The organism is Paenibacillus sp. USDA918EY (assembly GCF_009870825.1).
GTDB classification, from domain to species: Bacteria; Bacillota; Bacilli; order Paenibacillales; family Paenibacillaceae; genus Paenibacillus_AQ; species Paenibacillus_AQ albilobatus.
Window position 1 is genome coordinate 1 of the sequence record NZ_WTWY01000086.1, and the last position, 237, is coordinate 237.

A 237-nucleotide genomic window follows, 5' to 3' on the forward strand; every position below is an offset into this window, starting at 1 on the left:
TTCACCCTTTCCTCAAATCAAAAAGGCCCCGCCGGATCGACGAGACCTAAGTGATTTTTGTATGTTTTTTTTCATCCTCTATTTCGTTCAATCGCTCTGATCAGTTCTTTATTCCGTTTATCCGCCTTATGACTGTTTACAACGAAGAAAGCATGGATAACCCCGGGAATGTAGCCGAAAATTGTTAGGATAACATTTAAAAGAAACGCACCTGGTTTTCCGCAGAACAAAACAGCA

General features: G+C 40.9%; 1 protein-coding gene. It reads right to left on the minus strand.

What is annotated here, in order from left to right; all coding sequences use genetic code 11:
* Positions 1–71: 71 nt before the first annotated feature.
* Positions 72–230, minus strand: coding sequence for a YqaE/Pmp3 family membrane protein (locus tag GQY55_RS30895; RefSeq protein WP_442953652.1), 159 nt, complete (start codon positions 228–230; stop codon positions 72–74).
* Between the last annotated feature and the right edge of the window lie 7 nt (positions 231–237).